This window comes from Dubosiella newyorkensis, assembly GCF_001945605.1.
Lineage (GTDB): Bacteria > Bacillota_I > Bacilli_A > Erysipelotrichales > Erysipelotrichaceae > Dubosiella > Dubosiella newyorkensis.
Window position 1 is genome coordinate 46,144 of sequence record NZ_MPKA01000065.1, and the last position, 22,321, is coordinate 68,464.

The 22,321-nt window shown below is 42.0% G+C and carries 27 protein-coding genes, 1 pseudogene and 1 other annotated feature (1 of these 29 cut by a window edge); of the genes and pseudogenes, 8 read left to right on the top strand and 20 right to left on the bottom strand.

Annotated features, from left to right (window positions below; all coding sequences use genetic code 11):
- Nucleotides 1–74 (bottom strand) — a binding site (T-box leader); it reaches 120 nt to the left of the window's first position.
- 58 nt (nt 75–132) lie between these two features.
- From BO225_RS06440 to aroD, 10 genes are all read right to left on the bottom strand, one after another.
- Nucleotides 133–468, bottom strand: a complete 336-nt coding sequence (locus BO225_RS06440) for a hypothetical protein (protein WP_143356785.1) — start codon at nt 466–468, stop codon at nt 133–135.
- Between the two features lie 13 nt (nt 469–481).
- Nucleotides 482–871, bottom strand: a complete 390-nt coding sequence (locus BO225_RS06445) for a ComGF family competence protein (protein ID WP_083632123.1) — start codon at nt 869–871, stop codon at nt 482–484.
- Nucleotides 837–986: a hypothetical protein gene (locus BO225_RS12355; RefSeq protein ID WP_158023803.1), complete on the bottom strand. Its 150-nt coding sequence runs from the start codon at nt 984–986 to the stop codon at nt 837–839. Before BO225_RS12355 ends, BO225_RS06445 begins: the two co-directional genes overlap by 35 nt.
- Complete coding sequence (locus tag BO225_RS06450) at nt 983–1,348, bottom strand: type II secretion system protein (protein WP_076341436.1); 366 nt, start codon at nt 1,346–1,348, stop codon at nt 983–985. The genes BO225_RS12355 and BO225_RS06450 overlap by 4 nt, the downstream gene beginning before the upstream one ends.
- A complete protein-coding gene (comGC, locus tag BO225_RS06455; RefSeq protein WP_076341437.1) occupies nt 1,341–1,658 on the bottom strand; it encodes a competence type IV pilus major pilin ComGC in 318 nt (105 codons plus the stop codon). The genes BO225_RS06450 and comGC overlap by 8 nt, the downstream gene beginning before the upstream one ends.
- Before the next feature lie 11 nt (nt 1,659–1,669).
- Nucleotides 1,670–2,692 carry a type II secretion system F family protein gene (locus BO225_RS06460; RefSeq protein ID WP_158023804.1) on the bottom strand — a complete coding sequence of 341 codons (1,023 nt, stop codon included), beginning with the start codon at nt 2,690–2,692 and terminating at the stop codon, nt 1,670–1,672.
- Nucleotides 2,574–3,569, bottom strand: coding sequence for an ATPase, T2SS/T4P/T4SS family (locus tag BO225_RS06465; protein ID WP_076341439.1), 996 nt, complete (start codon nt 3,567–3,569; stop codon nt 2,574–2,576). Before BO225_RS06465 ends, BO225_RS06460 begins: the two co-directional genes overlap by 119 nt.
- 82 nt (nt 3,570–3,651) lie before the next feature.
- Nucleotides 3,652–4,263 (bottom strand): MBL fold metallo-hydrolase, encoded by a 612-nt coding sequence (locus tag BO225_RS06470; RefSeq protein ID WP_076341440.1) that lies wholly within the window; start codon nt 4,261–4,263, stop codon nt 3,652–3,654.
- Nucleotides 4,264–4,304: 41 nt separating this feature from the next.
- Complete coding sequence (rpmG, locus tag BO225_RS06475) at nt 4,305–4,454, bottom strand: 50S ribosomal protein L33 (RefSeq protein WP_076341441.1); 150 nt, start codon at nt 4,452–4,454, stop codon at nt 4,305–4,307.
- A gap of 65 nt (nt 4,455–4,519) precedes the next feature.
- Entirely contained in the window at nt 4,520–5,284 is a 765-nt protein-coding gene (gene aroD / locus BO225_RS06480; RefSeq protein ID WP_076341442.1) for a type I 3-dehydroquinate dehydratase, read from the bottom strand.
- Nucleotides 5,285–5,395: 111 nt separating this feature from the next.
- On the opposite strand from aroD, the gene BO225_RS06485 reads away from it, so the two are divergent.
- Both BO225_RS06485 and BO225_RS06490 read left to right on the top strand, forming a co-directional pair.
- Nucleotides 5,396–5,899: a shikimate kinase gene (locus BO225_RS06485; protein WP_076341443.1), complete on the top strand. Its 504-nt coding sequence runs from the start codon at nt 5,396–5,398 to the stop codon at nt 5,897–5,899.
- An 11-nt stretch (nt 5,900–5,910) separates the two neighbouring features.
- A complete protein-coding gene (locus BO225_RS06490; RefSeq protein WP_076341444.1) occupies nt 5,911–6,780 on the top strand; it encodes a shikimate dehydrogenase in 870 nt (289 codons plus the stop codon).
- A 25-nt stretch (nt 6,781–6,805) separates the two neighbouring features.
- Here the strand turns inward: BO225_RS06490 and BO225_RS06495 are convergent, their stop codons facing one another.
- Both BO225_RS06495 and BO225_RS06500 read right to left on the bottom strand, forming a co-directional pair.
- The gene (locus BO225_RS06495; protein WP_076341445.1) at nt 6,806–6,985 is read right to left on the bottom strand and encodes a hypothetical protein; all 180 of its coding nucleotides are present in this window, start codon (nt 6,983–6,985) and stop codon (nt 6,806–6,808) included.
- A 21-nt stretch (nt 6,986–7,006) separates the two neighbouring features.
- The gene (locus BO225_RS06500) at nt 7,007–9,058 is read right to left on the bottom strand and encodes a peptidoglycan D,D-transpeptidase FtsI family protein (protein ID WP_076341446.1); all 2,052 of its coding nucleotides are present in this window, start codon (nt 9,056–9,058) and stop codon (nt 7,007–7,009) included.
- A gap of 149 nt (nt 9,059–9,207) precedes the next feature.
- Here BO225_RS06500 and ispG point away from each other — a divergent pair, with 149 nt between their 5' ends.
- Together ispG and BO225_RS06510 are read left to right on the top strand one after the other, a co-directional pair.
- Entirely contained in the window at nt 9,208–10,257 is a 1,050-nt protein-coding gene (gene ispG / locus BO225_RS06505; protein WP_076341447.1) for a flavodoxin-dependent (E)-4-hydroxy-3-methylbut-2-enyl-diphosphate synthase, read from the top strand.
- A 49-nt stretch (nt 10,258–10,306) separates the two neighbouring features.
- On the top strand, nt 10,307–10,834 hold the full coding sequence (locus BO225_RS06510) for a DUF1643 domain-containing protein (RefSeq protein WP_076341448.1): 528 nt from the start codon (nt 10,307–10,309) through the stop codon (nt 10,832–10,834).
- Between the two features lie 59 nt (nt 10,835–10,893).
- Here BO225_RS06510 and BO225_RS06515 read toward each other — a convergent pair whose 3' ends face one another.
- The 5 genes and pseudogenes from BO225_RS06515 to BO225_RS06535 form a co-directional block, all read right to left on the bottom strand.
- Nucleotides 10,894–11,820: a site-specific integrase gene (locus BO225_RS06515; RefSeq protein WP_076341468.1), complete on the bottom strand. Its 927-nt coding sequence runs from the start codon at nt 11,818–11,820 to the stop codon at nt 10,894–10,896.
- A gap of 20 nt (nt 11,821–11,840) precedes the next feature.
- Nucleotides 11,841–12,344 (bottom strand): annotated as a pseudogene (locus BO225_RS06520) (restriction endonuclease subunit S); the annotation flags it as partial.
- A gap of 56 nt (nt 12,345–12,400) precedes the next feature.
- Nucleotides 12,401–13,003 carry a restriction endonuclease subunit S domain-containing protein gene (locus BO225_RS06525; protein ID WP_076341450.1) on the bottom strand — a complete coding sequence of 201 codons (603 nt, stop codon included), beginning with the start codon at nt 13,001–13,003 and terminating at the stop codon, nt 12,401–12,403.
- A gap of 2 nt (nt 13,004–13,005) precedes the next feature.
- Nucleotides 13,006–15,552, bottom strand: a complete 2,547-nt coding sequence (locus tag BO225_RS06530) for a type I restriction-modification system subunit M (protein ID WP_076341451.1) — start codon at nt 15,550–15,552, stop codon at nt 13,006–13,008.
- A 166-nt stretch (nt 15,553–15,718) separates the two neighbouring features.
- Nucleotides 15,719–16,405: an alpha/beta fold hydrolase gene (locus BO225_RS06535; RefSeq protein ID WP_076341452.1), complete on the bottom strand. Its 687-nt coding sequence runs from the start codon at nt 16,403–16,405 to the stop codon at nt 15,719–15,721.
- 80 nt (nt 16,406–16,485) lie between these two features.
- Between BO225_RS06535 and BO225_RS06540 the strand changes: the two genes are divergently transcribed.
- Nucleotides 16,486–17,118, top strand: coding sequence for an alpha/beta fold hydrolase (locus BO225_RS06540; RefSeq protein WP_076341453.1), 633 nt, complete (start codon nt 16,486–16,488; stop codon nt 17,116–17,118).
- A gap of 41 nt (nt 17,119–17,159) precedes the next feature.
- Here the strand turns inward: BO225_RS06540 and BO225_RS06545 are convergent, their stop codons facing one another.
- Both BO225_RS06545 and BO225_RS06550 read right to left on the bottom strand, forming a co-directional pair.
- Nucleotides 17,160–18,014, bottom strand: coding sequence for a deoxyribonuclease IV (locus BO225_RS06545; protein WP_076341454.1), 855 nt, complete (start codon nt 18,012–18,014; stop codon nt 17,160–17,162).
- Nucleotides 18,011–19,330: a DEAD/DEAH box helicase gene (locus tag BO225_RS06550; protein WP_076341455.1), complete on the bottom strand. Its 1,320-nt coding sequence runs from the start codon at nt 19,328–19,330 to the stop codon at nt 18,011–18,013. Before BO225_RS06550 ends, BO225_RS06545 begins: the two co-directional genes overlap by 4 nt.
- 132 nt (nt 19,331–19,462) lie before the next feature.
- Here BO225_RS06550 and BO225_RS06555 point away from each other — a divergent pair, with 132 nt between their 5' ends.
- The 3 genes from BO225_RS06555 to BO225_RS06565 all read left to right on the top strand — a co-directional run bounded on the left by BO225_RS06555 (nt 19,463) and on the right by BO225_RS06565 (nt 21,952).
- Complete coding sequence (locus BO225_RS06555) at nt 19,463–20,137, top strand: DUF554 domain-containing protein (protein ID WP_076341456.1); 675 nt, start codon at nt 19,463–19,465, stop codon at nt 20,135–20,137.
- A gap of 171 nt (nt 20,138–20,308) precedes the next feature.
- Complete coding sequence (gene ispH / locus BO225_RS06560) at nt 20,309–21,214, top strand: 4-hydroxy-3-methylbut-2-enyl diphosphate reductase (protein ID WP_076341457.1); 906 nt, start codon at nt 20,309–20,311, stop codon at nt 21,212–21,214.
- On the top strand, nt 21,215–21,952 hold the full coding sequence (locus BO225_RS06565) for a metallophosphoesterase (protein ID WP_076341458.1): 738 nt from the start codon (nt 21,215–21,217) through the stop codon (nt 21,950–21,952).
- Between the two features lie 5 nt (nt 21,953–21,957).
- Here the strand turns inward: BO225_RS06565 and BO225_RS06570 are convergent, their stop codons facing one another.
- A complete protein-coding gene (locus BO225_RS06570; RefSeq protein WP_076341459.1) occupies nt 21,958–22,320 on the bottom strand; it encodes a DUF1667 domain-containing protein in 363 nt (120 codons plus the stop codon).
- Nucleotide 22,321: the final 1 nt, after the last annotated feature.

Below are 22,321 nucleotides of genomic sequence, written 5' to 3' on the forward strand. Positions count from 1 at the left end.
CCAACAAGGATTTTCACCAACCATCCTCTCTCTAGCGAATTCCAGCCTCTACTGCTTCGGTTCTATACCTGTCTCAAAATGTAACAAATTTTCAAACATCCGTCAACCTATCCTCAAACAAATGATTCAAAATCATGCCTCAAACTCGATCTGATCGATCTGTACACCCGAATAATAGATCCGAACCCTCTTAGAGAGACCCTCAAAACGATACTCGACATCCAAAAATGTAGTTTGATCCATGAATTCGATCGAGCCTTGCCTTGTCTCGTAGTTTTGATATAAGATCAGATCCGCCTCGTCAAACCCACACTTTCTTATCCTTTCATTGTGATAGAGGATCTTTTTCGCCTCGAAAACAATCGCCATTTCGATCCGGTTTTCCTTTTGCGCCAAATACAGCGCTTGACTTTTCGATACCGAAAGGCAAACAAAAGAAACAAGCTGGATCGAAAACAAAAAAAGCACGATCGCCACTTGACTAATATAGGCGTTGGAACACTTGGAATTCTTCTTTGTCGATCGAGATATAGATTTTATCTTCCTCTTCATAAAACACGACTTTTTCCACATTCTCCAATAAGATCTCATAGCCACCTCTTTTTATGAGCCGATCTCGATCTTGCTCGATCCGATACGATTGATGAAAGATCGTCGCCTCAAGCGCCCCTTGATCCACTCTGATCGAAGAAGCCGGAGCTAGAAAACTGCGCAACTGCAGCACCAAGAACTCCCTTTGCGAATCGCGATGGTTTTTCACGATCTGACTAGCAACCTGCATGAATCCGCTCAACAGCCCGATCAGCAAAGAAACGACCAAAAGCGAAAACAACGCCTCAATCATCGTAAAGCCATTGGATCTCGATTTCATGATCGACCCCCACCCCGCTTTTTCGATACACGAATACAGCCGAAGAAAACATCAAAACGAGCAAACTCACGATCAAAAAACCAAACAAAGCATCCTGCAATAAAAAACCATTCATTCTAGACGCATCCGCCCCATGCCGATCTGAAACACGAGCTGATAGCTTTTCTTTCCATCCACGCACCTTAATGTTCCTCCCTTCGAAATATTGCCTTTCTCGTTATAGTGGAACGAAAGCGGCTCGCAAACAAAATCAGCAGGAAAAACGATCCTCTCCCTTCCAATATCCGCTTCCTTTTCACCAATCGCGACATCCTGTTTTTCCCGATACGAATAAGCGAGCATCTGCGCGCTCAAGCACGCTTCCTCGATCTTGTTCATGACAAGCTTGTTGCTCGCTCTAGGAATAGAAAAAGAAGAAAGGATCATGACGATCAAAAGCACGACCAAAGTCTCTTTCAGCGTAAAGGCATTATTCATGATTCGCCTGGCCATCTTGAATATAGATCGCCTTGCCGTTTGGACACGCGTTTTGTCCTTCTTTCAAATAGCCTTGAGCGATCAGATCATCGATACTTGTCGGCGTTTCTTCTTGATCGATCTCATACAACAAGATCGCCGAGTTGACGACCTCGATCAAGGCGCTACACCCTTTATTGCGGATGATCTTCTCCTTTTGCTGCAAGTTTGGCAAAGTCAAGATCAAGACGATCGCGATAATGAGCATCACCACGAGCATTTCTAAAAGCGTAAACGCGTTTTGTTTTTGAGTTTTATTTCTTAGTTTCATATCCATTCCCTCTAAAATGTCGTCAATAGCGAAAGCGGAGAAAGGAGCACTTGGTAGACGACGATCACAAGCGCGCCCATGCTCAAATACGAGAGGACACTGATCCATTTCACGATATGAGCGCACCCTTTTTGAAGTTCCTTTTCTTTCTTTTGAACGTAGAGCCTTAAAAGTCGATGCAGATCTTGACATTCCATCCCGATCTGGAAAAAATCGCAAAATTCCGTCTCAAGATCACAAAAACACCGTTCGATCGCCTCTCCATGAGCTAGCCTTTGATAGGCGTTTCGAGCCGTCATCCTCACATGCGCCTGCCCATTCAGAGAAGAGAGAAGCTGAAGCGTTTCCATCGAAGAAAGTTGAGGAGAAAGAACGCCTTCAAAAAACAAGGCGAACTGCATCGAATAATACATTTGAAGAAACGGGATTTTTTGAAGCTGCTTTTCAACCCAAGGAATGGGATGTTCGACATAGACATAGAAGAAAAGAAGAAAAAAAGCGCCAAGAAAAACACTCAAAATTAGCATGATCGCCTTGAGAACCCTTAAAAAAAGAGCTTCCTGATCGATATAGGCCATCATTTGCGGCAAGATCGTATCGATAAAAAAGAGAGTCATTAAAAAAGAAAAGAAAAAGATCGTGACAGGATAGAGAAGTTTTTGCGCCATTGAAAAAAAATGTTTTTTCGAATAAGCATTCACATGTTCTAAAAGCGTAGCGGCATCCTTCAAAGACATATGCCTGGCTAGTTCACACAACTTAAGACAAAATGGATCGTTCATGCTCGAAAGAATATTGAACAGCTCCTCTCCTTTCTCAAGTCGAGCTAAGATCGCTTTAGAATCCGAAAACGAAAGCTCGATCTGCTTCTTGATTGGGATCCCGCTTTGCGAAAGAAGAAGAAAAATCGACAATTCATGCTTGAAGCGCTTGGATGTCAAATTTGGCTTGCTCGTCTTCGATCCTATTCGACTCCAAAGCTCTTTGGATCCTTTGCTCCAAGCGAACATGGTTTGTTGAATATTCTTTGGCAAGAAGGATCGTCTCCGCTTCTTTACGGTCGACGATTTCATAAATACACTCCTTTCTGCTAGAGGGCGTTTGATAAAGCCGTTGCGCGAATACGCCGCTTACAAGCCCAATTAGATCATAGGCTTCGATCCCAAAATCAAGAAGTCGAAAAAGCGCCTCTTTCGCATTTCCCGCATGAATGGTCGAGACGACTAAATGACCAGAAAGCGCGCAATTGACCATCTTCTTGGCGCAATAGGCGCTGCGGATCTCGCCAATATAAATAATGTCTGGATCGTGACGCATGAGCTGTTCAATCCCCTTTTCGTATGTGAACCCTTCTTCCTCGTTGACTTGAAGCTGAACGAAGAGCGGATCTTGGATCTCGACCGGATCTTCAAGAGAGACGATCTTGTACCGTTTGGATAAAGCGATCTCATGCAAGATCGCGTGGATCGTCGTCGTTTTCCCTGAATTGGTCGGTCCGCACGCTAAAAACAAGCCTTGTCGAAAATGCGTGAGCTGCTTCATGAAATCGATCGCTTCTTGATCGCTTGTCAACTCTTCGATCTTTAGATCGCTCTTCATAGCGAATAGGCGTAACACTCCTGTTTCAAGATGCTGGTTATGCAAGATCGAAAAACGCGCGTCGATCTTCTTTCCTTGGATCTCGATCGAAAACGAACCCGACTGCGGAAGTTTTGGATTGGTCAGATCGAGTCCGGCAATAAATTTCAAATAAGAAAAAAGCTTAGGATCCCATAGATCTTGATGAAGCGAACACATTCCTTTGGCCGTTCGCAACTGGATCTGAAGATGCTCGTCGTTTTTATAAAAGTGCAGATCGCTCGCCTTCTTGTTCAAAGCATATTCGATCAATTGTTCAAGTTGATGTCTCAAACATATCCCCCCTCTTATTCAATACGACAAAATTTCAAAAAATGGCCCCAAAAAGTTAAAAAAAAATGAGAAGCAGAGCTTCTCAATACCGAAAATATGGATTCCAACGCATTTCTTGACCAATACTCGTGCTCGGACCATGACCTGGATAAACACGAAGATCGGGATCGAGCGTTTTCAAATAATGGATCGACTCGATCATATCCTTCTCGCTTCCACTCGGAAGATCGACACGACCCACCGAACCTTGGAAGAGGACATCGCCTGTGAACACGTCGTTTCCGATTTGCAAAATCGTCGAACCGATCGTGTGGCCTGGCAAAGTTTTCGCGAACACTTTGAAGGCGCCAATATTCTGTTCGCCTTCATGGAGCGGCAACGGTTTGGCATGACTCGCGATTTGTTGATAAAAATATTTCGATCCGTTCAGATCTAGATCGTGCAGAAAATCAAATTCTTTCGGATTCATATAGACATCGACATCAAAGCGTTTTAGAAGCTTGTCGAGTCCGGCGATATGATCAAAATGTCCATGTGTCAAAACGATCGCGTCAAGTTTGGCATCTTCTTGTTTCAAGATGTCTTCTAATTGTGGATAATCATCGCCTGGATCAATGAGCAAAGCGTGATGGTCTTTCACGAGCACATAACAGTTCGCTTGTCCAGGCCCTAATGGCTGTGTAATTATTTTCATCTTTTTCTATTTCAATAAAAAAGACCGCAATACGGCCTTTCTTATCTTTTCTCCTTATGATCTGTTTTTTGATTGCATTTTGGGCAGTATTTTTTCACCGTCATGCGATCTGGATGTTTTTTCTTATTTCTAGTACCGATGTAGTTTTCTTCCCCACAAACAGAACATTTAAAAGTAATACGATCTCTCATGGTCAGACCTCCTCACATTACTGGAAAATAATACCATAAACCCGAAATCGTTGACAAGTCTTTCTTTATCTCATCGCTTGATGGATCGTTTCGAGCGTTTGATTGAGCGCTTTCAGATCGATTTGTCCTGGAGCCGACGCTTGAATTCCTGCTCCAAATGTAAGCGAAGAACCAAAAGCTTCCCCGCTCAGGCGGCTGATCACCCCTAGCTTGCCCATGGCCATCGTCGCTAGCGGACACGTCGAATAGTAGCGCTTCATCCGTTCTGTAGCCGACAGCAGTGTTAAAACATCTTGGATCGAATTGGGCATAAGCGCGATCTTCAAGACATCGGCTCCCATATCCTGCATTTTGCATAGTCGAGAAATGATTTCTTCTTGATTGGGTGTTTGTTTGAAGTCGTGGTTGGAAGCGATCACTTTGACTTGCGCTGCGTGGACTTGATCGATGATTTCTTTTACAAGTCCCTCTTCTTTAAAGATCTCGACATCGATCATATCGACAAGTTGGCTCTTGGCCATTTCGATATTGAGCGTTTTATAAGTTCGATCGTCGATTTCTTTTACTCCCCCTTCTTTATTGGTCCTGAACGTCATCAAGATCGGTGTTTCTTGAACGACTTCTCGCAATCGCTTGGCGGCTTGCTTGAGTTTTTCAAGATCTAACACATCATCAAAATGATCGACGCGCCATTCAATCATATCGTATTCCATTCCTTTTAGTTGTTTTGCGTCTTGAAGAAGTTCTTCTTGCGTCGAGCTAGTGAGAGGAACGATTACTTTTGGCTTTCCCGCTCCAATTTCTATTCCGCGGATCTTTACTGTTTTCATACTGTCAGTATAAAAGATGTGAAAACAAATGTAAATGATTGAAAAATATAGACTAAGTTTCAATCTTTCTTGTATAATGAGTGCGTTTATATATAGGAGCATCGAATAAATATGAATATATTTTTGATTGGTTTTATGGGGGCTGGCAAGAGCACCATCGCGAAGCAATTTGCCAAAACGCATGGCAAAGAAGTCGTCGAGATGGATGAGCGCATCGCCAAAAGCAATGGAATGTCGATTTCCGAAATTTTCGAAACACGAGGAGAGGCGTATTTTCGTGAAGAAGAGACGAAACTGCTTAACGATCTAAGTTCAAAAAAAGATGTGATCGTCTCGTGTGGCGGGGGCGTGGCGATGCGAAAAGAAAATGTCGACATCATGAAACAAAGCGGAACGATCGTTCTTCTTAGCGCTGAGCCAAAGACGATCTTAAAGCGCGTGGAAAACGAACACGATCGTCCGCTGCTCGAAAACAATAAGACGATCGAGCACATTCAAGAACTCATGGAGGCGCGCAAGCCATTTTATGAATCTGCGGCCGATGTTGTGGTCGTGACGGATGGAAAAAGCGCTTCAACGATTTGCGAAGAGATCTTCAAGAAGATCCAAGAATAGAAAGGATCATTATGTCAAATTCAATTACAGGTCATACAGGGCTTCTTTGCTTGTTAGGTTCGCCTGTCGCCCACAGTATTTCTCCGGCTATGCATAACGAAGCGTGCAGGCAGCTTGGGCTTGATTATGCCTATCTTGCCTTCGATGTCGATGAAGAGCATTTGAAGGAGGCTGTCGATGGACTTAAGGCCATGAAGGTGCGTGGATGGAACATCACGATGCCTTGTAAAAATAAAATGTGCGTGTTGGCGGATCGTCTTTCGCCAGCTTCCGAGATTTCGGGAGCGTGCAATACGATTGTCAATGAAGATGGGATCTTGACTGGCTATACGACAGATGGGATCGGTTTTCGCGAAGCTTTGAAAGAAGAAGGGTTCTTGCTTCCTGGCAAAAAGATGACGCTTCTTGGAGCTGGAGGTGCGGCGACTGCCATTTTAGTGCAGGCGGCTTTGGATGGTGTTCAAGAGATCCATGTGTTCAATATCAAGGATCCTTTTTATGATCGTGCCCAGCAGATCGTAAAGACGCTCAACGAAAAGACGAATTGTCATGTAACGCTGCATGATTTTAGCGATAAAGCTATTTTGAGCGAAGCGATCAAAAATAGCGATCTGCTCGTGAATGGAACGAATGTCGGCATGGCTCCACATACGGATCGTTCGATCATTCAAGATCCTTCCTTGTTTCATCCAGATTTGTTTGTGTTCGATGTCATCTACAATCCAAAAGAGACCAAGCTTTTAAAGGATGCCAAGGTGGCGGGTTGTAAAACTGCGAATGGTTTGTATATGCTTTTGTATCAAGGGGCGGCATCGTTCAAGCTATGGACTGGAAAAGAGATGCCGGTGAATATCATCAAAGAGAAATATTTTTCCAAGTAAAAAAGTGGCTCTAAATGCCACTTTTTTAGTCGTTATGATCTTCTTCTGAATATTGAGCAATGAAGTCTTCAAGATAGGCTTGAAACGCTTGAGATTGCGTGATCTTCGCTCGGATACAAGCAATTTTGAACTTTTCGCAAAGTTCGCGTTCGATCTTGAAGGTTTTGGTGATGAGATCTTTTTTTTGAGCTTGATTCTCTTTCACGATTTTCTCCTTCTGCTTTTTTTATTCTGGATACAATTCAAAATACGTTTTGAGTACAGGTCCGACCACTTCGGTCGTACAAATATTTGGCGCCACGCTTTGAGAATTGACAGACGAGGTTGGCGACATGCAGGCGAACGATACTTTTGGATCGTCGTAAGGCCCAAAACCAACAAGGTTGGCTGTCGTCCATTCGTTGACTTCGGCCGTTCCGGTCTTCGCCGCCATCGGGATTTCCATATCTTTGAGCGGATCGCCGCAGTTGCCGCTTGTCACACAAGCTCTAAATCCTTCGCGGACTCGATTCAAATACTCTTCATTTTGTTCAGGTAGCGTGGAAATCAGTTTCTTTCCAAAGGCATCGAGAACTTCATCGCCGCCGACTTCTTCCGCGTATTCTAAAAAATGCGGTTGATAAAGCGATCCGCTTGTCGCGATCGTCGAAACGTAGGAAAGAAGCTGGACGGGCGTATACATATCGAGCTGTCCGATCGAGTAGTTCAGCAAGATTCCCGGGCTCGAGGCGACACCCATATAGCCTTGGACTTCGCCTGGAATATCCAAATTCGTCTTATTGCCAAGGCCAAAGAGCGAATAGTAGTTCCGCATTTTGTTGAAGGTGCGTTGAAGATCCGAGAAGGCAGGCATCTTTCCTGGAACATAAGTCCCTCCGCCTAAACGAATAGCAATATGGAACATGTAGACGTTACTGGATACTTCAAGAGCCTGAATGTCGTTGACGGGTCCATGGTTTTCAAAAGAGCCGAACTCTTCCCCATTCAAGTTCATCACTTCGTCGAGGATGACTTCGCCTGGCGAGACGACATGTTCGCTCAGTCCCATATAGACGGTCGCGCCTTTGATGGCCGATCCAGGATTGACAAGAGAGACGTAATTGCCCGAGGCAAAATACGTCATCTTTCGGGTTTCTAGATCCATTTGATAGCCGGATAGAGCGAGGAGCGATCCATCATTCGGATTTTCCATACACATGAAAAGCGACGAGAAATTTTCTCGGTTTCGAGTTCCCGCGTTTTTTTCAAGAGTGCTTCGCACGGTGTCGTCCATCACTTGTTGAAGGTCGATGTCTATCGAGATCACGATATCGTTTCCCTTTCGTCCACTTTGGATCATTTCTTTGACGGCGAGTCCATTGGAGTCATAGGTGATCTTGTTGATTTCATTGGTTCCGGACAAAAGGTCGTTGTATTGATACTCTAGACCGGATTTTCCTACGGGCGCGTTGAGCTGATAGCCTTTGGCTAGATAATAGTCTTTCGATTCGGCGGGGAGTCCTTCGGTATTGGTGGATACGGTTCCTAGCACGTCGCTGAGCGTTTCTCCATAGGGGTATTCGCGTTTCCATCCGCCAAAATCGACGTCAAAGCCTGGGAATTCGGTTTTATGTTCCATCAAGTAGGCGACATCGTCGTCTGGAATATCTTCTAGGATCACACTTTCCTGTCCTGTCGAGAGGTTGCTGATCATGCGTGAATACAAGATATAGGTGACCATTTCTTCGTCGCTCATTTCTTTGAGCTCGTCTTCGCCGATCCTCGAAATCAAAAGTGCGTAGCGTCGGCTTTCTCTTTCATTTCCCCAAATTCCGCTCGAATACGCTGTTCTTTCTTTTTCGGTGAGAAGATGGTTGGCGGCGTATTCGGGATCGTCGGCGTCGAGCGTGTTCTTCCATGCGATATAGGCTTCTTTTTTAGCTTGTTCGCTAAAATCGGAAAGTGGCACGTCGAAAACTTTGGCAATGCGGTTGGCGTAGATCAAATAGTCTTCGGTGCTCATATTGTTTGGCGAAGTGAAGACGATGTTGTGGGAGACGACAGTTTTGGCGAGCACGCGTCCTTTACAGTCGAGGATATTTCCTCTTGGGGCGCTTGTATATTGATAGATCGATGTATAATCATCCTTTTTTTGGACGTAATCATGATAAGAAAAGACTTGTAGATAGATCAAACGAATAAAGATCGTTACAAACACGACGGCGATGATGAGCGAGAGCACGCGGATCCGTTTCGAGATGACTCGGTCAATCGCTTTTTGGCGGACCACTTTTTTCATCGTCGTTCGTTTTAGCTTATGTTCGATAATTCTCCCCCCTTTTTTTCTATCTTTTAATTATACCGTGATGGTCTGAAAAATCAACGACTCCTCTTTCCTTCGTCCTGTTTAGAAAAATGGTATATACTGTAGGAAAACGAGGTATAAATATGAAACGAAATGAAACGAGAAGTGTTCGCGTGGGTGATTTGATCCTTGGTGGAAACGACGAGGTGATCATTCAGTCGATGTGCAACGTTCCTACAAAAAACGCTAAAGAAGTGATCGAGCAGATCCTCGATCTTGAAGAGATGGGATGTCAAATGATCCGGGTTTCTTGCATGGATCTCAAGGATGCAGCGGCCATCAAAGAGATCAAAGAAAATATCCATATTCCTTTAGTGGCGGATATTCATTTTGATTATAAGCTGGCGCTTGCCTGCATCGAAAATGGGGTGGATAAGATCCGTCTCAATCCGGGGAATATTGGTTCTAGAGAAAATGTGGAAAAGGTCGTCAACGCCTGCAAGGAAAAAGGCATTCCGATCCGGATCGGGATCAATTCAGGTTCTTTGGAAAAAGATATTCATGAAAAATATGGCAAGCCGACTGCGGAAGGAATGATCGAAAGCGCAAGAAGGCATGTCGAGATCTTGGAGTCGATGGATTTTTACGATACAGTGCTTTCTTTCAAATCGAGCGATCCGCTCTTATGTATCGAAGCGTATCGTCTTGCGAGCGAGACATTCGATTATCCGCTTCATTTAGGTGTGACGGAGGCTGGAACGATGATGACAAGCGCCATCAAGTCCTCTTTGGCTCTTGGCAATTTGTTGTTGGACGGGATCGGAAATACGATCCGGATCAGCGTAAATGGAGCTCCACAAAAGGAGATCCCGATCGTCAAAGAGCTTCTGAAGGATTGTGGTTTATTGAAAAGCGTGCCAAATTTGATCGCGTGTCCAACGTGCGGGCGAACGCAATGGAACATGGAGCCTGTCGTCAATTGGGTCGAATCGTATTTACAGAAAGTGAATAAAGAGGTGACGGTTGCGATCATGGGTTGCGCGGTCAATGGGCCTGGCGAAGCGAAACATGCCGATATCGCGATCGCTGGCGGTAAAGACGAGGGATTGTTGATCAAGCGGGGTGTGATCATCGAAAAGATCCCGCAAGAGAAGATGGTGGAGCGCCTGAAGGAAGAAATTGATGCATTCTAATACGAATCGAAAGTAAGAGTGTGCTATTTTTTTCTAAAAGGAGGCTGTTATGGAAGACCAATATATTTATGAAACAAACGCGGATAATACGGCTCGTTTTGTGATCGGGACCAAGGGCAAAAATCCTTTGATCGTCATGAGCATCAATCCAAGTGTCGGCTCTCCGACTCGCACTTCTCCAACTTTAGGCACGGTTCGCCATATTGCGGCGGATTATGGATACGACAGCTGGATCATTCTTTGTCTCTATCCGCAAAGGGCGACGCATTTGAACGAATTGGATCAAAACGCCGATCCGCAGCTTGTGGAAGAGAATGAAAAAGTCATCAAAGAAATCTTGTCTCAATTTCCAGATCATAAGATCTGGGCGGCGTGGGGAACGCATTATCATGCGCGCTTCTTCTTTCCGCAATGTTTGAAAAAGATCGTCGAGATCGCGAATGAATACCATGAATCTTGGATGCATTATGGTCCTTTAGATGAGGATGATACGCCTCGTTATTGTTTGTATTTAGAAAATGGCGAAGGCTGGTATCCATTTGATGTGGAAGCGTTCTTAAAGAAAACTTTGTATTGATCAAAAAGATCGGTCGCTTGGATCGATCTTTTTTCAGTATAAGTCGCTTTTCTTTTTTTTTAGCTCAGAGTCGATAATGCTCTCATAACGAGATCGATATCTTTATTTTCAAGTTCCTGAATAATGTGTAAATAAGTTTTTTGAGTAGTCGTCATGCTGGCATGACCTAATCGTCTTGCTACACTGGCAGTCGATACACCCGCGAACAATAATAAGGATGCATGGGTATGACGAAGTCCATGGATCGTAATGACCGGAATATTGGCTTCTTTGCAGTGGCGTTCCAATACATCGTTGACTGTTGAATTGTAAATTTTCTTATTTACAAATATTGGACGATCTTCGGGAAGACCTTGAATCAAGGATGAAAACTGGACGACAGTTTGCCAATCGATTTGGATCTTTCGAACTGAAGAGTGGTTTTTCGTGGGTGAAAATCCACCGTTTCCTTTATAATCCCATGTTTTTGATACTGATACTGTTTGATGGGCGAAATCGAAATCTGCTGGAGTGATCGCTAAAGCTTCTGAGAAGCGCATTCCTGTTTTCGCAACAAGTAGAATAAACCAATCCCATGTGATTTCTTCTTTCAAGTAAAGTGTTGATAATAACGTATGCAGTTCGTATTGATTCAAATATTTCAGCTTTTTAGGTCGTGGTTGTTTTCCTTTGATGATCGCTTTTCGAGTTGGATCTCTAGGAACCAATCCTTCATCGACCGCATCCATGATCGCGCCTTTTAGTTGATGATGAAAGTCCATCGTAGTTTGACGCTCATGTTCGATCGCATACTCGTTTAAAATTTGTTGGTATGTGATCCGAGACAAATCACAAAGTTTTAAGTTTGGGGCTAGCTTCCGAATCCACGAAAGACTCATATAATACTTATTCATTGTTACATCTCGGATAGCACCTTTCTTATAAACTTCGATCCATTTTTCAAAATAATCACAAAACAAAATTGTATTAGTTACTTCATTAATCATTCTTTTTTCTCCATCTTCGTTCATTGCGACTTATACTGATGAAGGGTGATAAGTTTATCAGCATGATACATAAATTGCCCTATATTAAACTGTTCATATTTTTGTTGTGGAATTTTTATTATAAAATTTCTAGCAGTTACTCCAGTTATTCCCTTTATGGATGATCCTTGAAGATTTAAATTTCCGTTTAAAGTCTTGTAACATAAAAACGTTCCAAATAGAGTATCAATATTTAAATTACTAAAGGATATAAAATCTTGACTAGTAGCATAACTATAAGGGAAATATCCAACTTTTCCTACACCAACTCTAGTTACTATTGCTATTGAATTTGCAGGAACTTGCTTTGAAGCTGAGTTGTTCAAACCATTTTCAGAAATATACTTTTTAGGTTTTATATCAAATAATTTCCCCACCACTAAATCAGATGATTGAATCCACGGTAAATTTCCATCCCAATACTTCTTAACTGAAGTTTTTGGAGTACCACCTCCAAAAAACTTATTAGCAATATCTCCCAACCTACGCTGTTCCCAAGCAGTAACTTTTTGGTAATTTTAAATTTCACTCACTTATAATTTTAATTTTCTAACTTACACTGATGAAGGGTGATAAACTTGTCTATATCCAAAAATAAATTCCCGATTTTATTCTGTTCTTCTATACCTGGAATTAGAATAACTTGTTTAAAAAAATCTTCAGGAACTAATTCGTTCATCATAGTGCCAAGTTTAGTAGATTGATTAAGAATAGGCCTAAATATAGATTCTAAATAGAACAGTTTTTTTGTAAACAAAGGATTGAGCATCGATACTGGCCTAATTGATGAAAAACGAGGAGACATTAATCCAATACCCCTAGTATTTACAACAAATCTACCATGAGCAAATTGCTTATTAGAATGGCCTTCGAAACCTGCATCTCCTATTCTCAATACTTTATAAGACTTAACGGAAGTCTCTGCAGATCCATTTCCATCTTTTTTATATTTCATAGTTGCTACGGACAATGTTTTATCAACTGTTATTCCAATTAAATTACGTTCATTATTGATTTTATATAGTTCTCCAAACCTACGCTGTTCCCAAGCATCGTTAAAGCCCTTGAATCGAATTTGAGGAACATTAGACTGTTTTTGATGGATTTTTGTACTATTTACTTGTTCATTCTTGAATGTTTCCATAACTAGTACCCTAATAAGCTTTTAAAAGCTTCCAGTCCTTTCATGTCATATTCATTTCCTGTTAGATCATCGATCATTTTGGCAAGTTCTTGTTCAGTCTGATGGATTTGATCATCTAAATCATTCAGAGTTTCGCTATATTTATCTTCCAATTGCTCTAATTGTTTTTTAAGTTTTTCCATTACATTTTGAGGGATTTGAATGAGTTGATCCATTAATGGACTTATCCACTTTTCATAGACGAGCGCCTTAGCTTCTTCAATTGAAAGAGATTCAAGTTTATCTTTTGTCATAGCATGAATATTTTCCTTGCTTGTTTTGATTTCTTTTTGGATAGCTTTCTGCTCTTTCAAAAGTTTATTCGCTTCGTTTAATTTCTTAAGCAATTCATCATCATCTTTATCCTTTTTCAATTCTTTAATTCTATTAGTTAAGTTAGAAGTGACGAATTGTGTTCCTTCCTCATTGGCTAAATTCTCTTTTTCTTCTTCGTCTAAATTTTCAAGAATTTCTTGGATTTCATTATCAATTTGATAAATATGTTGCTCTAACTGTTCTATTTTTTTGAATTCTTCGGTAAAATATCGTCGTTCGACCAATTCAAATGGAATAATATGACCTTTCCAACCTTCTTGGGTTTCTACGTCTTTTCCATTCTTTTTTTTCATCACTAAATTTGGATCGACTTTGGTCAACGCTCTTTCAGATTCATTTTGAATATTTTCCAAATCCCCAAGAATGACTTTCCAGTGATTATCTAAAATTTGATATGCCTCATAACGATCGATCAACGAAAACTCTTTTAACTTATGAAATAAAAGATTTCCTAAATCATCTTCTTCTCGATTAAGATCGACCTCCATCATCCCTTCGATCAAACGCTGTTTTAAATCCGATTCAAACGAGTTAGACTCCTTATAAAAAGCTTTCTTAAACGAGTGAATATCGGAATCTTCTTCAAAAATCTGTTTTAAATCATTTCCTTTTACACTAACGTACGAGTCGTTCTTTTCATTAAATAGTTTCTTTTTTAGATTTGGGAAATTTTTCCAATAGACATCAAATCGAGAAAGTTCCGATTTCGGAATTCCTCCATACATTGAAGCATACAAATCCCATGTTTCCGTAGGTTCAGAAGAATCTACATACCGAGGAATATTCAAGTTATAGTCATTTGCTCGAATTTCTTCTAAAGAAACAGTTCGTGAAAACTTATCTATTGTCTTTCTAGATACCACTACATCTCGAATTCTTTTGATATCTGATGCTCGTAAAACATTACTTTTGCCTGATTTCTCAAAATATTTGGAACTATCCACGATTAATACATCGTTATTCTCCCGTTTTTGTCGTAATAACATAATAATCGTTGGTATACTCGTCCCATAAAAAATATTCGCAGGAAGACCGATTATCGTATCGATATTATTATTCTCAATCAAGTTTTTTCGAATCTCGCCTTCCTCGCCACCACGAAATAATACACCGTGAGGAAGAACGATAGCCATAATGCCATCCGGCTTTATATGATACAAATCGTGTAATAAGAACGCGTAATCCGCCTTTGTCTTTGGAGCTACTCCATAACGACGATACCGAGGATCGTTTCTTTTCCCTTCCGGATCCCATTTTTGCGAATAAGGGGGATTAGATACCACAGCATCCACATATAGTGGCATTCCTAACTTTGTTTCATTAGGTGGCCAATCATCTTCCAAAGTATCAGCATTTCGAGTAAAGATATTGCTCGGCTTGATTCCACGCATGATCAAGTTCATCCGCGTTAAGTTATATGTATTTCGCTTCAATTCTTGGGCATAATACTGAATTCGATCTTTGCTTTCTAGATATCGCGAAGCACTTTCTCCAATATTCAACAACAAAGAACCTGACCCACTCGTCGGGTCGTATATTTTAATTTCTTTTCGATCTTTTAAATGGTTCGCGACCAAGTCAGACATCAACACTGAAACTTCATGCGGTGTATAGAACTCACCAGCCTTCTTTCCAGCATTCGCGGCGAACATTCCAATTAAATACTCATAAACAAAACCAAGCACATCATAGTCCTGCTTACTATCCATTGGAATGTCCTTGATCAGTTGCAATAAATTAATGATCGCTTTCGTTTGAGATTGAGCACTATCTCCTAATTTACTCAATCCCGTTTCCAAAGTTTCAAAAATTCCATCAAACACATCGCGATGTGTATTTGAAATCAAACGACTAAAGGCAGACAATGCTTCACGTACATTTGAAACATCAAATTCCTTTTCATGTTCGATCCAAGTAGAAAACAAATTAGGATAACTAATAAAATATCCCAGACGATCTTGAATATATCGAACCGTTTCCTGATCTTCTTCAGTCACCAATGGTAACGTTTCTTCATCCCATCCATCATTAATCAGAAGTTTTAATTCCTGCTCTGACAAGTATTTGTAAAAAATAAACCCTAGAATATAATCTTTATACTCACTTGCCTCGATTTTAGAACGCATCTGGTTTGCCGATTCCCATATTTTGGCAGCCAATTGCTGTTTATTCATATCCTTTTCCTCCAATACAAATCTATTTATTAAACATCTCTTCTGTTTATTCCCATTATAGCAATCTCTAAAATGATAGGCATCTGGAACTAAGTAAAAGTTCGGAAAAAATATGATTTTAAATAAAAAAAAACGAAGCCCTGCTTAACCAAAACTTCGCTTATGTTTAACTCTTTTTCAACAAAAACTCCAAGACCACCTTATTAAAAGCTTCAGGATCCTTGTTTGCGACAAAATGATTTCCCTTCAAGATACAAAGTTTTGCGCCAGGAATCTTCTTTGCGATCGATCTTGTATGTTCTTCCTTGATCATATCGTTATCTCCAGCGATCACGAGCGTCTTTGCTTTGAGCTTGGCAAGCTCCTCAATATTAATATTTGGATCATGGACCATCAATCCAAGCATTTCCGCATTCGCTTTCGCCTTGTCACTGTTCTTTTCAAAACGCTTCGCGATCCGATATACAATTTCGATTGGGATCTGCGTCCTTTTCTTCACACCGCGTGGATTTAAATTCGCGCCATTTAAGATCAAGCGATCCACCATATAAGGATATTTGAGAGCGAATACCAACGCGATATTTCCACCATCTGAAAATCCAAGCAAATTCGCTTTTTCGATCTGGTGTTCATCCATAAACGATTTTAGATCCTTGGCAAATTGACGAATCGTAAAAGGCGCCTCTCCTCTTAGTGTTTTGCCATGACCTCTCGTATCTAAAGCGTAAACATGAAAATGTTTAGAAAAGTCTTCGATCTGTCCTTCAAAATATGTATGATCTTCTCCATTTCCATGAAGCAAAATCATACAATCTCCCTCTCCTTTTTCTTGATAAAAATGTTTGATATCCATTCGTAAATCCTTTCTTATTTGTTACTATATGAACATCCGCTATTGAAATCCAAAAGCGAATGAGATGAAGGAGGAAAAAAATGAAACGCATTTATATCCACGGATTAGGACAAACCGCATCCAGCTGGAATCCAGTCCTTGATGCTCTACCAGTCACAAGTGATCAAAATATTTGCCTCGATCTTTCAGCAATGATCCAAAAACAGCAGACAACCTATTCCAATATTTATTCCTCGTTTTCTAATTTTTGCGATTCACAATCCGAAGAAATCGTTCTATGCGGGCTTTCTTTAGGCAGCGTGCTCGCGCTCCACTACGCGATCGATCATCCCGATCGAGTCAAAGCGCTCATTTTGATCGCTCCTCAATATAAAATGCCAAAACGCCTTTTAAAAATCCAAAACATGCTTTTTCGCTGCATGCCAAAATCGATGTTTCTTCAAACAGGCTTTGATAAAGATGATTTTATCACTCTCTGTAAAACGATGATAGACTTGGATTTTAGCGCTTCTTTGAACAAGATCACTTGTCCCGTTTCCATTCTTTGCGGAGAAAAAGATAAAGCCAACAAAAAAGCGGCAAATGAACTCTTTCACACACTCAAGAACGCCCAATACCAAGAAATCAAAAACGCCAGTCACGAAGTCAATGTCGAAGCGCCAGTCCAACTTGCCACGCTCCTTCATCAATTCTATTCGCAAATTGAGCGCTGAAAAAAGGAAGAATGCGATCCATTCTTCCTTTCGTTACTATCTTATTGCTCTTTCCAAGAGCGAAGCTGCTCGATCTCTTCTTTATATGGCGGCTTATTCTCAATGTATGGCGTCTCCAAGATCTTTGTAATCGACTCGAGCTTTGGATGATGAACGATCTTCGCCAACGTCTCAAACCCGATAAACCCATTCCCGATATTTTCATGCCGGTCTTTACGTGCGCCTCTTTCGTTCTTTGAATCGTTGATATGCAAAACCGCCAAGTTCTCTAGACCAAGGATCGAATCAAACTCGTCGAGCACCTCGTCAAAAGCCGTAAGATCATAGCCCGCGTCATGAATATGACACGTATCCAAACAAATTTTGATCCGTTCTTTTTTATGGATCTGCTCCCGGATCTTGGCGAGCTCTTCAAAATTCGAACCGATCTCACTGCCCTTGCCAGCCATCGTCTCTAAAGCGATCACCACATTCGAATCGTCTTGATCCAGCACTTGGTTTAGTCCATTGACGATCCACTCTACACCGACTTCAACGCCCGCCTTGACATGCGCTCCAGGATGAAGAACAAGAACACTTGCGCCGATCGCATCGACCCTTCTTAGCTCTTCCTGCAAAAATTCCACCCCGAACTCCGCCGTTTCAGGACGCATCGAATTTGCCAAGTTGATAATATAAGGCGCATGAATGATGACCCGATCCATTGAAAAATCGTGTTCTTCCATCAATCTCTTGGCCTCTTCGACCTTGAATTTCTCGATTGGGACGCGTTTTGAATTTTGAGGCGGCCCCGTATAGATCATGCAAGCGTTGGCATCGTAGGAGAGCGCCTCTTGAATCGAGCCCAACAAATAATTGGGCGCCTTCATCGAAACATGAGAACCAAGAAAAATCATTGTTGTTCTCGTTTCGCGCGCTGCTTCATCTTGGCCCGCTCTTTCTTTTGACGCTTGATATCATTTTGAATGATCTCCCGCTTCTTCTTACGGCGTAAACGATCGATCTCCTCGCGCTGTCTTTTCTTATAATTCGGCTTGACCTTCTTGCTCTTCTTTTTCACGATTTGAGCGATCTCTTTTTCCAGAGGATCTTTTTTGCGAGGTTGTTTTTGATCCAACGGCTTCAAAGCGATCCACTCGTTTCGGCGAACATCTTTATGCTCGAACTCGATGCCTTGTCGAATCAAAGCCTCTACTGTGCGCACATCCGTCGGTTTATACAAAGCGATACATAAACCATCCCGACCAGCGCGGCCAGTCCGACCAGCTCGGTGGACAAAAAACTTTAGATCTTTTGGAAAACCGCATGAAATGACATGGGTGATCCCTTCCAAATCGATTCCTCTAGAAGCGATATCGCTCGCCACGATATAGCTTTTCTTTTGCGACTGGATCTGTCGGATCGCTTGCGCTCTTTGTCTCGATTCAAGTCCAGAATGCAGCTCGACAAGATCATATCCTTCTTCCCGCATACGTTTAGCTGTTTGGGAAGCTTCCTCGGTCGTGTTGCAGAAAATCAAGCACACATAAGGATTGATCGCCGGGAGTACTTGCAGAAGCTTTTCCTCATACGACATATGCTTGCAAGGAACCAAATAATTCTTCACATCGCTTTGATACTTTTCATCTTTGTCAATGCGGACGATTTCAGGATCATGCAAATACTTTTTCAAGAACGGTTCAAGATTTTCGGGAATCGTCGCCGAAAAGACATCGATCTGCACATTCTCATCCATCTTCGACAAAATTTGATCCAGATCTTCCAAAAAGCCAAATTCCATCGTCATATCCGCCTCATCGATCACGACGATCTTGGCAGTATCTAAACGAAGATTCTTCTCATCCAAAAACAAGTCTTTCATTCTTCCTGGCGTTCCGATGACGATTTGCGGAGTCAGCGTGCCAATATTTTTGTCCATGCCCCCCGTCACGAGCTTCATCCTCACGCCAAAATGACCCGCCAGCCCTTTGAAACGCTCATACAATTGGTAGGCGAGCTCTCGAGTCGGCGCAGAAATCACCGCCTGCACCTCATCCAAATCCGGATCGACCATCTCTAAGATCGGAATAAAAAAAGCATGCGACTTACCAGAACCGGTAGAAGAAATCCCAATAAAATCGCGGTTTTTATTTGTTCGCTTGAGCATCGCCTCCTGTATTGGCGTCAATGTTTTAAAATGCTCAAACTCCATGATTTCTTGTAATTTTGACATAAAGACCTCCTTGTCTTTTTCAGACCTATTATCCCAAAATGATCTCCTTTTTACAAATCTTCTGAAAACAGTGACCATAGACAACTTGTAAAAACAAAATTATAATTTGAATTTGAAAGAAGGTTTTTTGAAATGGGAACACTCGTGAATGTAAGCGCCATCGTCTTAGGCGGACTAGGCGGAATGGTTTTAGGAAAATACTTAAAAGACTCGACACAACAGCTGCTGATGAAGATCAATGGCGTCTGCGTAATATTCCTCTCGATCCAAGGAGCGATGGAATACATGCTCAAAGACTCGTATACGATCATGCTCATCGTTTCGCTAGCCATAGGTGCCGTTGTAGGCGAAAGGATCGATATCGAAGGAGCGTTGGAACGATTCGGATCCTGGCTCAAACAAAAAACTGGCAACGCCAAAAACAAACTCTTCATGGAAGGGTTCATCACATCGACATTGACTGTATGTATCGGAGCGATGGCGATCGTAGGCGCCTTGCAGGATGGACTGTTTCACGATCCAAGCACGCTTTATGCCAAGTCGCTGCTCGATCTCATCATTGTTTTTGTCTTAAGCGCTTCGCTTGGGATCGGATGCCTTTTTTCCGCCATTCCTGTCGGGATACTTCAAGGCACGATCATGCTTTTCTCTTCTTTATTGGCCTTTCTATTGACGGATGGCGCGCTCGACCAGCTTTCTGTTGTCGGAAATGTCTTGATCTTTTGTGTCGGCCTCAATTTGATCTTTCCTAAAACGATCAAAGTCGCCAACTTGCTGCCTGCCTTGTTGGTCGTGCTCTTGTTTTAAATTCTTACAAGATGCTTAAATTGTTTTCATGCGTAGGATCGGCAAAATCTTCCTCACAAAAAACATAAGAAGAACTTATGATAATTACGTTAGTAGCTACCCTTAACGGTTAACTTTTTTAGCTGAAAGAAGGTCCTTTTCAAATCCGCAGAAATCAGCCATAATAAAAGAATGAAAAACAATACGATTATTGAAGTGACTCCACAAGGCTTTTGTGGAGGTGTTATGAAAGCGATCCAGATCGCTAAAGAAGTAAGAATTCAACATCCAGAAGCGACGATCACGATCTTAGGTAATCTCGTGCACAATGAGTATGTCAAAAAAGCGCTGTCGGCTATGGAAATCCATACGATCGAAGATCCAAAAAAAACGCGGCTCGAATTATTAGAAGACGTTCCATCCGGTATCGTCATCTTTACCGCCCATGGTGTCGCTCCTGCCCTTTATGAAAGAGCCAAAGAAAAAGGACTTGTCGTCTATGATGCCAGCTGTCCTTTCGTCCTGCAGACCCAAAAGATCGTGCAGGAGAAGCTGAAAGAAGGATATTCGATCTTCTACATTGGAAAAAACCACCACCCTGAAGCCGAATCGATCTATACTCTTTCCGATGCGGTTTTCTTGATCGAAAAGGAAGCGGACATACCACAGGATATTGAAAACAAGATCTTCGTGACCAACCAGACGACCATGTCCACCCTCGAGATCCAAGAACTCTTCGACGCGATCGAAGAACGATATCCAAACGCTCTTTTCAACAACGAGATCTGCAACGCCACTAGGATCCGTCAAGAAGCGATCCTCAAGCTAAAAGATCAAGCCATCGATCTACTTATCGTTGTTGGCGATCCCAACAGCAACAATACGAACAAGCTTGCCAGCATCGGAAAAAAAGCGGGCATTCCTCAAGTATTGCTCGTCCAGACGCTTCAAGAACTTAAATCCTACAACCTAGATCTCAACGAACAAAAGATCGCCATCACTTCGGGCGCCTCCACCCCAAAATATTTGACCGATCAAATCGTTCAATATCTCAAAACCAACACAGACGAGCCATTCGATCTGAAGAAGGTGCTTTAAATGATCTATATCACAGGCGATAAACATGGAGATATTCAAGAAATCGAAATGTTCGCCAAAAAACATAAAACAAGCAAAGACGATATCTTGATCTTATTAGGAGACGCTGGATTTAATTATTACCGCAAAAAAGACCGCAAAACCAATCTCTATCATAAGATCGAGACCGAAGACGTGTACCAGTATCTCAAAAAGATCGACCTAACGATCCTTGTGGTTCAAGGCAATCACGAAGCGCCCGCTTGGTGTTGCGATGATGTGCATGAAACCTTTCGTTTTGGCAACACGCTCTACCAAGCTAATGATGCCGACAATATTTATTATTTAAAAAATGGCGAGATCTATTGGTTCAATGGAAAAAGCTATCTCGTATTAGGCGGGGCTTTCAGCGTTGATCGCAATTGGAGACACATCCCCTATACGGATGAAGAAGATAGCTGCTGCGGCTATTATTTTCCTGAAGAACAAATGAGCGACGACCAATTCAAACGGGCCTGGGAATCGATCAAAGAAGCGAACTACAGCGTCCATGGCGTTCTTTCTCACACATGTCCTAAACCGATCGTCCCTTTATACGCGATCGACAAGATCTTAGCTAATGATCGTATGGAAACAAAACTTGAAGAGATCGCAAGCCAGCTCCACTTCGACATTTGGTATTTTGGACATTTCCATGACAACCGGATCCTTCAAAAAAAGTACCACATGCTTTTTGAGCAAGTAGTACCTCTAGAATAAATACGCTATATTTTATGAACTTCTCTTGTCGCGACAAGATCGACATTCGTATTTGCGATGTTTTCGACAAGGATCTCTCCGATCTGGATCGGTGCCTGCACTATTACATCTTGAAGAAGCTCCATGATCTCGCCGATCTTTTCTTTTGGGATCGGCGCTTTTGTTTTGCAGGAAACCATGCGCCAGTCTCCATCGACAACAGGAAGACTTGTTGTCACGATCCTAGCCGGATGCTCGATTTCGCTATAGGCATACGCCTTTCCTCTAGGACACGTGTTTCCTTTTACCGAACACACCTTTCCCTGCTCGATCAGGACTTCGAGCGAACAGCCTAAAGGACAGTTGATACACGTCAATTGTTTGAACATA

Excerpts from the sequence above, each read along its gene's own strand:
- BO225_RS06445 (WP_083632123.1), bottom strand. The coding sequence starts at position 871 with ATGAAATCGAGATCCAATGGCTTTACGATGATTGAGGCGTTGTTTTCG.
- BO225_RS12355 (WP_158023803.1), bottom strand. The coding sequence starts at position 986 with ATGAATGGTTTTTTATTGCAGGATGCTTTGTTTGGTTTTTTGATCGTG.
- BO225_RS06450 (WP_076341436.1), bottom strand. The coding sequence starts at position 1,348 with ATGAATAATGCCTTTACGCTGAAAGAGACTTTGGTCGTGCTTTTGATC.
- comGC (WP_076341437.1), bottom strand. The coding sequence starts at position 1,658 with ATGAAACTAAGAAATAAAACTCAAAAACAAAACGCGTTTACGCTTTTA.
- BO225_RS06470 (WP_076341440.1), bottom strand. The coding sequence starts at position 4,263 with ATGAAAATAATTACACAGCCATTAGGGCCTGGACAAGCGAACTGTTAT.
- rpmG (WP_076341441.1), bottom strand. The coding sequence starts at position 4,454 with ATGAGAGATCGTATTACTTTTAAATGTTCTGTTTGTGGGGAAGAAAAC.
- aroD (WP_076341442.1), bottom strand. The coding sequence starts at position 5,284 with ATGAAAACAGTAAAGATCCGCGGAATAGAAATTGGAGCGGGAAAGCCA.
- BO225_RS06485 (WP_076341443.1), top strand. The coding sequence starts at position 5,396 with ATGAATATATTTTTGATTGGTTTTATGGGGGCTGGCAAGAGCACCATC.
- BO225_RS06490 (WP_076341444.1), top strand. The coding sequence starts at position 5,911 with ATGTCAAATTCAATTACAGGTCATACAGGGCTTCTTTGCTTGTTAGGT.
- BO225_RS06500 (WP_076341446.1), bottom strand. The coding sequence starts at position 9,058 with ATGAAAAAAGTGGTCCGCCAAAAAGCGATTGACCGAGTCATCTCGAAA.
- ispG (WP_076341447.1), top strand. The coding sequence starts at position 9,208 with ATGAAACGAAATGAAACGAGAAGTGTTCGCGTGGGTGATTTGATCCTT.
- BO225_RS06510 (WP_076341448.1), top strand. The coding sequence starts at position 10,307 with ATGGAAGACCAATATATTTATGAAACAAACGCGGATAATACGGCTCGT.
- BO225_RS06515 (WP_076341468.1), bottom strand. The coding sequence starts at position 11,820 with ATGATTAATGAAGTAACTAATACAATTTTGTTTTGTGATTATTTTGAA.
- BO225_RS06525 (WP_076341450.1), bottom strand. The coding sequence starts at position 13,003 with ATGGAAACATTCAAGAATGAACAAGTAAATAGTACAAAAATCCATCAA.
- BO225_RS06530 (WP_076341451.1), bottom strand. The coding sequence starts at position 15,552 with ATGAATAAACAGCAATTGGCTGCCAAAATATGGGAATCGGCAAACCAG.
- BO225_RS06535 (WP_076341452.1), bottom strand. The coding sequence starts at position 16,405 with ATGGATATCAAACATTTTTATCAAGAAAAAGGAGAGGGAGATTGTATG.
- BO225_RS06540 (WP_076341453.1), top strand. The coding sequence starts at position 16,486 with ATGAAACGCATTTATATCCACGGATTAGGACAAACCGCATCCAGCTGG.
- BO225_RS06545 (WP_076341454.1), bottom strand. The coding sequence starts at position 18,014 with ATGATTTTTCTTGGTTCTCATGTTTCGATGAAGGCGCCCAATTATTTG.
- BO225_RS06550 (WP_076341455.1), bottom strand. The coding sequence starts at position 19,330 with ATGTCAAAATTACAAGAAATCATGGAGTTTGAGCATTTTAAAACATTG.
- BO225_RS06555 (WP_076341456.1), top strand. The coding sequence starts at position 19,463 with ATGGGAACACTCGTGAATGTAAGCGCCATCGTCTTAGGCGGACTAGGC.
- ispH (WP_076341457.1), top strand. The coding sequence starts at position 20,309 with ATGAAAAACAATACGATTATTGAAGTGACTCCACAAGGCTTTTGTGGA.
- BO225_RS06565 (WP_076341458.1), top strand. The coding sequence starts at position 21,215 with ATGATCTATATCACAGGCGATAAACATGGAGATATTCAAGAAATCGAA.
- BO225_RS06570 (WP_076341459.1), bottom strand. The coding sequence starts at position 22,320 with ATGTTCAAACAATTGACGTGTATCAACTGTCCTTTAGGCTGTTCGCTC.